8 protein-coding genes are annotated in these 7,754 nt (G+C 44.2%); 6 read left to right on the top strand and 2 right to left on the bottom strand.

From position 1 onward, the window contains the following. Positions 1-304: 304 nt before the first annotated feature. Positions 305-976 (bottom strand): thiaminase II, encoded by a 672-nt coding sequence (gene tenA / locus B4J23_RS01225; protein ID WP_291358461.1) that lies wholly within the window; start codon positions 974-976, stop codon positions 305-307. A 222-nt stretch (positions 977-1,198) separates the two neighbouring features. On the opposite strand from tenA, the gene B4J23_RS01230 reads away from it, so the two are divergent. The 3 genes from B4J23_RS01230 (at position 1,199) to ssb (ending at position 4,445) form a co-directional block, all read left to right on the top strand. Continuing rightward, on the top strand, positions 1,199-2,290 hold the full coding sequence (locus B4J23_RS01230; RefSeq protein WP_291358463.1) for a DUF475 domain-containing protein: 1,092 nt from the start codon (positions 1,199-1,201) through the stop codon (positions 2,288-2,290). 154 nt (positions 2,291-2,444) lie between these two features. Beyond that, positions 2,445-3,809 (top strand): MFS transporter, encoded by a 1,365-nt coding sequence (locus tag B4J23_RS01235; RefSeq protein ID WP_159123704.1) that lies wholly within the window; start codon positions 2,445-2,447, stop codon positions 3,807-3,809. A gap of 51 nt (positions 3,810-3,860) precedes the next feature. Further along, complete coding sequence (gene ssb / locus B4J23_RS01240) at positions 3,861-4,445, top strand: single-stranded DNA-binding protein (RefSeq protein WP_291358466.1); 585 nt, start codon at positions 3,861-3,863, stop codon at positions 4,443-4,445. Between the two features lie 69 nt (positions 4,446-4,514). On the opposite strand, the gene B4J23_RS01245 is transcribed toward ssb, so the two are convergent. Next, the gene (locus B4J23_RS01245) at positions 4,515-4,979 is read right to left on the bottom strand and encodes a hotdog fold domain-containing protein (RefSeq protein WP_291358468.1); all 465 of its coding nucleotides are present in this window, start codon (positions 4,977-4,979) and stop codon (positions 4,515-4,517) included. A 138-nt stretch (positions 4,980-5,117) separates the two neighbouring features. Between B4J23_RS01245 and B4J23_RS01250 the strand changes: the two genes are divergently transcribed. From B4J23_RS01250 to B4J23_RS01260, 3 genes are all read left to right on the top strand, one after another. Beyond that, a complete protein-coding gene (locus B4J23_RS01250; RefSeq protein ID WP_291358470.1) occupies positions 5,118-5,762 on the top strand; it encodes a TetR/AcrR family transcriptional regulator in 645 nt (214 codons plus the stop codon). 151 nt (positions 5,763-5,913) lie between these two features. Continuing rightward, positions 5,914-6,477: an alkyl hydroperoxide reductase subunit C gene (gene ahpC, locus B4J23_RS01255; RefSeq protein WP_291358472.1), complete on the top strand. Its 564-nt coding sequence runs from the start codon at positions 5,914-5,916 to the stop codon at positions 6,475-6,477. A gap of 245 nt (positions 6,478-6,722) precedes the next feature. Then, on the top strand, positions 6,723-7,589 hold the full coding sequence (locus B4J23_RS01260) for a pirin family protein (RefSeq protein ID WP_291358474.1): 867 nt from the start codon (positions 6,723-6,725) through the stop codon (positions 7,587-7,589). Positions 7,590-7,754 lie beyond the last annotated feature (165 nt).

Consider the following 7,754-nt stretch of genomic DNA (forward strand, 5'->3'; position numbering starts at 1 on the left):
CTTTGGCTCATGCAATGATCCTAGAAAATTCATCAAAAACCTTTATATGATACCGAATGAAAAATGTTCAAGTGCAAATAAAAGTATTTTAAACGTCAAGTTGTGTCGGATATTGGTCAAAAGATCAGTACTAAAGCAACTGGGGGAAAATGTAGATTAGATTTGCTCTTTTCCAAACATCTAATGGATGAAATTTCATGATGCATAACTCCATCGAAATTAGCTTCACTTTCCATCATTTAGGGTTTGGCTTAAAAATAAAAAAGCCCTGTATTAAACAGGACTCAGTCAATAGAAACTAAAATTAATCATCCAGACCTAGCCATTGGCGTTGTTCATAAGCACTATCCCAGAACAGCCATTCCAGACGTGCTGCATGGGTATAGGCCTGATGCATTTTTTCCAGAGTATCAGCATCGACCCGCGCTGCCACCCGATCCACAGTAGCAATTACATTGCGTACCGCTGTATGAAAATCTTCACCAGCATAAGTATCAATCCAGGCCTGATACGGATTATTCGGCGCTGCCTTATCGACAATATCCTTACCCACTTCTGCATAGATCCAGAAACATGGCAAAAGGGCAGCCAGAACTACCGGATAACTTTCCGCCCAAGCCGTTGCCTGTAAATAAGCGGTGTAATGATGGCAAGCCAGAGTCAAAGGTGTATTTTCAAATTGAGTCTTATTGATGCCAAAATCCTGCATAAAGCCATCATGCAGGCTACGTTCGACCACAATGGCAGTTTTAGCGGCTTCACTGAACTGAATTACATCATCTGCTTCAAAAGCTTTGGCTGCACAGACCGCCAGTGCACGACCATAGGCCAGCAGATAATGCGCATCCTGAATTACATAATGACTAAAAGCTTCACGGCTTAATGTTCCCTGTGCCAGTTGCTGGTTAAAAGGCAGCGCCAATGTCTTTTGATAAAGTCCGAGATTACGTTGCCATACGTCTTGAGAGAAACCCATACTGAAATCCTTAGCAGTTGAAGTCAAAACATCCAGCACTATAGCAAAGATGAATCTGTTTAAAAGATCAGCAAATCTGAAAAGCAGAAAATACCTAAAAATGGTTCAGGAAGTGCTTTGGTTTATGCGGCAAAAGTTTCATAATTGGGACAACTTTGAGTCTTAGTATTTCTCTACGTTTAAAGAAATGCATTTAATGAAATTTATCTAAGGTCGATATATATGTTGAAACACTTTGGTTTCTCAATCGTATTTTCGATCGTGTGCCTTGGTTTGTCTGCTTATTGGGGATTCAACCATGGTCCGGAAGCGGGCCTGCAAACCATGTTCACAGCACTGACCATCACCGCTATTCTGGCGATTATGGAAGTGTCGTTGTCGTTTGATAACGCGGTTGTCAATGCATCCGTCCTGCGCGGTTGGGATCATTTCTGGAAAATGATTTTCCTGACGGTCGGGATTCTGGTTGCAGTTTTCGGGATGCGCCTGATTTTCCCGGTGGTCATTGTGGCCGTGACTGCGGATATGGGCTTTATGGAAGTGGTGCAGCTCGCTCTAAATGCACCAAAAGAATATTCGGCCAAACTGATGGCACATCATGCCGAGATTTCTGCCTTCGGTGGCGCCTTCCTGATGCTGGTATTTCTGAACTTCTTCCTGGATGAAGAAAAAGATACCCACTGGTTCCGCATGCTGGAACGCCGTCTGGCGCATCTGGCGAACGTTCCGGCGATGTCGGTGTTTATTACCCTGATTGCTTTATTAATCATGGATTTCCAGGTTGAAGAAGCGAAACGTCTGGATGTTATTCTGGCCGGGATCTGGGGGATCGTGATTTATATCGGGGTACAGGTCCTAAGCCATATGTTAGGTGGGGAACCTGAGGTAGACGAAGAGGGCAATGCCGTTCGTCACGATGCTGAAGGCGTACCAACTGGTGTGGTAAAAGCCGGCTTTGGCGGTTTCCTTTACCTGGAAGTACTCGATGCATCTTTCAGTTTCGATGGCGTAATCGGTGCCTTTGCGATTACGTCTGACGTGGTAATCATCATGTTAGGCTTGGCCATCGGTGCGATGTTTGTGCGTTCGATGACTATTTATCTGGTTGATAAAGGCACGCTGGATGCTTATATCTATCTGGAACATGGCGCGCACTATGCGATTGGTGCTCTAGCATTTATCATGCTGGCAAGCAGTACCGGTGTACATATCCCTGAAGTGGTGACTGGTCTGATCGGTGTGGCTTTCATTATCTGGGCAGTCATTGCTTCGATCCAATATACCAAGCGTCAGTTATTAAAAGCAGGCAAATAGTCCTGTGATCACTGAACAGAAGCGTAGCTCCGGCTACGCTTTTTTATTTTTCAGATAGTCCTCATCTTTATTTCAAATAAAATTCATGCATTCCTTTGAGCGGAATGGCCTATAATCTGCGCATCAAGATTAACTAACTCGATCGCCAGACTTTATGATGAATGCCTTAGAACGTCGCTCGACCTTTGCCCTGAGCAGTATTTTCGCACTGCGCATGCTGGGGTTGTTTATGATCATCCCTGTATTCTCTGTAGCAGGGCAGTCATATGAATATGCTACGCCGGCACTGATTGGTCTGGCGGTGGGTATTTATGGCCTGACACAGGCCATTTTGCAGATTCCGTTTAGCCTGATCGCGGACCGCTATAGTCGTAAGCCACTGGTGGTTTTGGGTTTGTTGCTATTCGCTCTAGGTGGCGCGATTGCTGCAATGTCTGACACCATTTATGGCGTGATCATCGGTCGTGCGATTGCCGGTGGTGGGGCAGTTTCAGCAGTGGTAATGGCCTTATTGGCTGATGTGACCCGTGAAGAAAACCGCATGAAAGCCATGGCGGTAATGGGCATGAGTATCGGCCTGTCCTTTGTGGTGGCCTTTACCATGGGGCCATGGGTGACAGGACTGGTCGGCATTTCCGGTCTGTTCTGGGTGACCACCGTAATGGGATTGGCTGCGATTGCGATGCTATTGATGGTTCCTAAAGTTACCCGTCATCATAAAAATTTTCAGCAAGGCTATGTGGAGCAGCTGAAACAAGTCCTGAAAATGGGAGACCTGAACCGTCTGCATATTTCAGTATTTACTCTGCATTTGCTACTTACAGCCATGTTTATTTATGTGCCATCGCAACTGATTGAAGTTGCTGAACTGCCATTATCGAGTCATGGCTGGGTCTATCTGCCGCTACTGGTTGTGAGTCTGTTCTTTGCTTTCCCGAGCATTGTACTGGCAGAAAAATACCGCAAGATGCGCAGCATTTTCCTGACAGCGATTGGCGGGATTATCCTGGGTCTGCTGATCATGATTTTTGGCTTTGAATCCAAATATGTGCTGATCGGTGGATTAGGGCTGTTCTTTATTGCCTTTAACGTCATGGAAGCCTTATTGCCATCCTGGCTATCCAAAGCAGCACCGATTCAATCTAAAGCCACTGCGATGGGCGTAAATGCCAGCAGCCAGTTCCTGGGCGCGTTTTTTGGCGGGATTATTGGTGGACAATTGTTGTTACTCAACAACACTTCGCTCGGTTGGAGTATTTTATCGGCAATTGCTATAATTTGGCTGCTCATGAGTTTTGGGTTGGCTCAACCACGCTATCTTTCATCGCTCGTGCTTCGTCTGCCAGAGAGTAAACAAACAGATGAATGGACTTCTCAACTTTTGGCGATTCGTGGTATTGAAGAGGTTGTGGTCATGTCTGAACAGCAAGTCGCCTTTGTAAAGGTCGATAAACAGCAGGTTGATGATGTTTCGCGACAACAATTAACGCACTTGTTAGGTAAAGAGGTAGCCATTTAAACATAACTCTTATAAAGTAAAATATAGAAATAAATAGGAAGTGTACGTCTGATGCGTGGTGTTAATAAGGTCATTTTAGTTGGTACTTTAGGTCGAGATCCTGAGACCAAAACTTTCCCAAATGGTGGTTCTCTCACTCAATTCTCTATCGCAACCAGCGATTCATGGACTGATAAAAATACGGGCGAACGTAAAGAGCAAACCGAATGGCACCGTATTGTGCTGCATAACCGTTTAGGTGAAATTGCACAGCAATATCTGCGCAAAGGTTCTAAAGTTTATATCGAAGGTTCATTACGTACCCGTCAATGGACAGATCAAAGCGGTCAAGAACGCTATACAACGGAAATCCGTGGTGAGCAAATGCAAATGCTGGATTCTGGTCGTCCACAAGGTGAGCAGGGCGATAACGGTTTTAACCAGCCACGTTTTAATAACAATAACCAGAGTGGCGGTTATGGCAATAATCCACAAGGTGGTTATGGCTCAGCGCCTCAGCAAGGCGGTTTTAACAATAATCAGGGCAGTGGTTATGGCAACAATAACCAAAATAACCAGGGTGGTTATGCGCCGAAGTCTGCACCTGCTCCAGTAGCAGCGCCTGCAGCTGATCTGGATGATGATCTTCCGTTCTAATCCCGACATTAGAAAGGCAAATCATCATCAAAACCCGCCATGTGGCGGGTTTTTCATATCTGGGTTCTTCTATTTTTTCACTGAGACCCACATGGTGATCACCGCCCGAAACACGACTTCTTCTGCAGTATCTTTAATTTCTACATTGACCAGATAATCGCTGCCTTCATTCCATATAAAGTTAGGCACGGCGGGTGTCGCAATCGCAACTAGGTCAGTGGTGGCTTTTTTGACATATTCGACCTGCATACCCTTGGGAATCCAGCGATGAGTTTTCGGAACGGTTGCATCAGTCATGGTGCCGCCTGCCAGTTCAGCCATATTGCACATGGCAATCGCGTGTACAGTGCCTAAATGATTCAGCACGGCACGATGTTTCTTGATGCTCACTGCACAATATCCAGGCTTTAAATCTTCAAACAGTGGAGAAATGCTGCCGAAATAAGGTGCTTTTAGACAAAGTAATTTAGAAAAAAGATATTTACCGGCTGGCTTATTTTCTAGGCTTTTCCAGATTTTTAGAGCTTGGCTCATCTATAACTTCCTGTATATTATTTTTAATCAGAATAATATTCTCATACAGAATATTATTCTGTATTGGCGCATCTGACAAAAACCAGACATCAGGCTGCCAGCCTGCTTTTAAAAATAGAGAGGATTTAAATATTAAAGATGCAAAACATGGAATTGCTGGAAAGGATTTTTAAGGGAAGACGAGCTTTACTCAAACGTCAGATTCTGGAATGCTCATTGACAGAATTTCTGCGTACAGGCATTGCTGCGACTACGATTGAAATGATCCGTGATCAGGCCGATACCAGTATCGGGGCGATCTATCATCATTTTAAAAACAAGGAGGGGATCATTGCAGCACTGTATATTGCAGCGCTCACAGATCAGTCAAAGCAGCGTTTGCAGGCTCTGTCACAAGTTCAGGGTATTGAACAAGGCATAGAGGCGGTGATTCAGAGTTATATCGATTGGGTCGTAGCGTATCCTGATTTTGCCCGCTTTCTTTATGCCGCGCATCATACAGTTCAAAGCAGTGATTTCAAAAAGGAGTTACAGCAGTCGAATCAGCAGCGCAATCAGGAATTAAAGCAATGGCTGGCTCAGCAGGCAGATATCGGGCAATTACAAGCTGTTCCCTTAGAACTGCTTATGTCACTGATCATTGGACCCACTGAAAGTTATTGCCGGAGCTGGTTAGCTGGTCGAGTCCAAACCTTTCCTAAACACTATACAGCAGCCTTGGCAAAATCGGCTTGGCAATCTATACAGCATTTTCAAGAAAGTGAATCCGCCAAAATCGATTAAACAAATCAGAAAGATAAAAATAAAAGGAATTATAAATCTAGAAAACCGATAGTTTTTATGAAAATTTACGGTTTTACCTATTGGTGGTTTTTGCGTATTCTTAACTACATCAAATGAACACACACTTTCACGAATAGATAGGAATAGACTTATGAGTTTAATCAATACTGAAGTTAAGCCATTCAACGCAACTGCTTACCACAATGGCCAATTTATTGAAGTGTCTGAGCAAGACATGAAAGGCAAATGGTCTGTAGTATTTTTCTATCCTGCTGACTTTACATTTGTTTGTCCAACAGAATTAGGCGATCTTGCTGATCAGTATGCTGAATTCCAGCAACTGGGCGTAGAAATCTACTCAGTATCTACAGACACGCACTTCACGCACAAAGCTTGGCATGACACCTCTGACGTAATTGGTAAAATCCAGTACCCAATGATCGGCGATCCAACCTGGACTTTGGCGAAAAACTTTGAAGTGCTGATTGAAGCTGATGGTCTGGCGGATCGTGGTACTTTCGTGATCGATCCAGACGGTAAAATCCAGATCGTTGAAATCAACGCGGGTGGTATCGGTCGTGATGCACAAGAACTGCTTCGTAAAGTAAAAGCGGCTCAATATGTACACGCTCACCCAGGTGAAGTATGTCCTGCAAAATGGAAAGAAGGTGAAGCGACTCTTGCTCCTTCAATTGACCTAGTCGGTAAAATCTAATTCGATAACACTTTATCGAAATTGAAAAAACTCAGCCCTCAGCGCTGGGTTTTTTATTGTCTACTGCTCATGACTACCTAAATTAACGTCTTATAGCAAAGCTAAAGTTATAAGTAGCTACACAGAAATCTAAGAATCGAACCGTCTTATATTTGAAATACTGCATTCTAGAAGTACGGTATTGATGACTGCTGATAAAGCTTAAAATGGCTGCATGTTCATCCTATTGTGTATAGGAGTAAAAGATGAAAAAAATTATTGGTGTTTACCGTAATCAAAACATGCACTGGGTCGGTGACGGCTTCCCGGTGAAAAACCTGTTTTCTTATGACCGTTTGGGGCAGGCCATTAGTCCATTTTTATTGCTGGATTATGCAGCGCCGTATCACTTTGCGCCAACCACTGAGCAGCATGGTGTAGGTTCGCATCCGCATCGTGGTTTTGAAACTGTAACCTTGGCTTATCAGGGTGCAGTGACCCACCAGGACTCCAGTGGCGGTGGCGGTACGATTCAGACCGGCGATGTACAGTGGATGACCGCAGGCGCAGGTGTAGTGCATGAAGAATTTCATTCTCCAGATTTTGCTCAAAAGGGTGGCCTGTTTGAAATGGTTCAACTCTGGGTCAACTTGCCAGCCAAAGACAAAATGACTGCACCACGTTATCAGGCCATTACTGCAGCCGAGATTCCACGGATTGAAATGAATGAAGGTGCAGGACATATTCGGGTGATTGCCGGAGAATTCGGAGGTCATTATGGCCCTGCGCATACCTTTAGTCCGGTAAATGTCTGGGACGGCGAGCTAAAAGCAGAGTATGAAACTACGTTACATGTACCTCTCGGACATAATGCTTTGCTGGTTGTACTGGCGGTAAATGGCAGTCAAAAAGTCCTGGATAGCTCTATTGTCATGTTTGCGCGCGATGATGATCCTGAAATTCAGCTACAGGCCTATCAGGACACTAAATTTCTGCTCTTGACCGGTGAGCCGCTGAATGAACCTATTCAAGGCTATGGCCCATTTGTGATGAATACCAAGGAAGAAATTATTCAGGCATTTCAAGATTTTAATCAGGGTAAATTTGGTGAAATCGCGGTACAGGCCGAATAATACAGTCAGTCTTAAAACAAAGAAGCCTCTGCACAAGCAGAGGCTTTTTTTTCTAATGCGCTGGAATTTCTTGTCGTTTTTACGAGTTTCTGGGATAAATTCATTTTGTTTATCTCTATGAATTTATCTCTTTCTTATGCTGCCTATTATAGGGTATTTCGCAGT

The sequence above is a fragment of the Acinetobacter sp. UBA3025 genome, from assembly GCF_002367915.1.
Lineage (GTDB): Bacteria > Pseudomonadota > Gammaproteobacteria > Pseudomonadales > Moraxellaceae > Acinetobacter.

Bases quoted from the DNA above. Each gene is read 5' to 3' on its own strand.
- tenA (WP_291358461.1), bottom strand. From the start codon at position 976: ATGGGTTTCTCTCAAGACGTATGGCAACGTAATCTCGGACTTTATCAA.
- B4J23_RS01230 (WP_291358463.1), top strand. From the start codon at position 1,199: ATGTTGAAACACTTTGGTTTCTCAATCGTATTTTCGATCGTGTGCCTT.
- B4J23_RS01235 (WP_159123704.1), top strand. From the start codon at position 2,445: ATGATGAATGCCTTAGAACGTCGCTCGACCTTTGCCCTGAGCAGTATT.
- ssb (WP_291358466.1), top strand. From the start codon at position 3,861: ATGCGTGGTGTTAATAAGGTCATTTTAGTTGGTACTTTAGGTCGAGAT.
- B4J23_RS01245 (WP_291358468.1), bottom strand. From the start codon at position 4,979: ATGAGCCAAGCTCTAAAAATCTGGAAAAGCCTAGAAAATAAGCCAGCC.
- B4J23_RS01250 (WP_291358470.1), top strand. From the start codon at position 5,118: ATGCAAAACATGGAATTGCTGGAAAGGATTTTTAAGGGAAGACGAGCT.
- ahpC (WP_291358472.1), top strand. From the start codon at position 5,914: ATGAGTTTAATCAATACTGAAGTTAAGCCATTCAACGCAACTGCTTAC.
- B4J23_RS01260 (WP_291358474.1), top strand. From the start codon at position 6,723: ATGAAAAAAATTATTGGTGTTTACCGTAATCAAAACATGCACTGGGTC.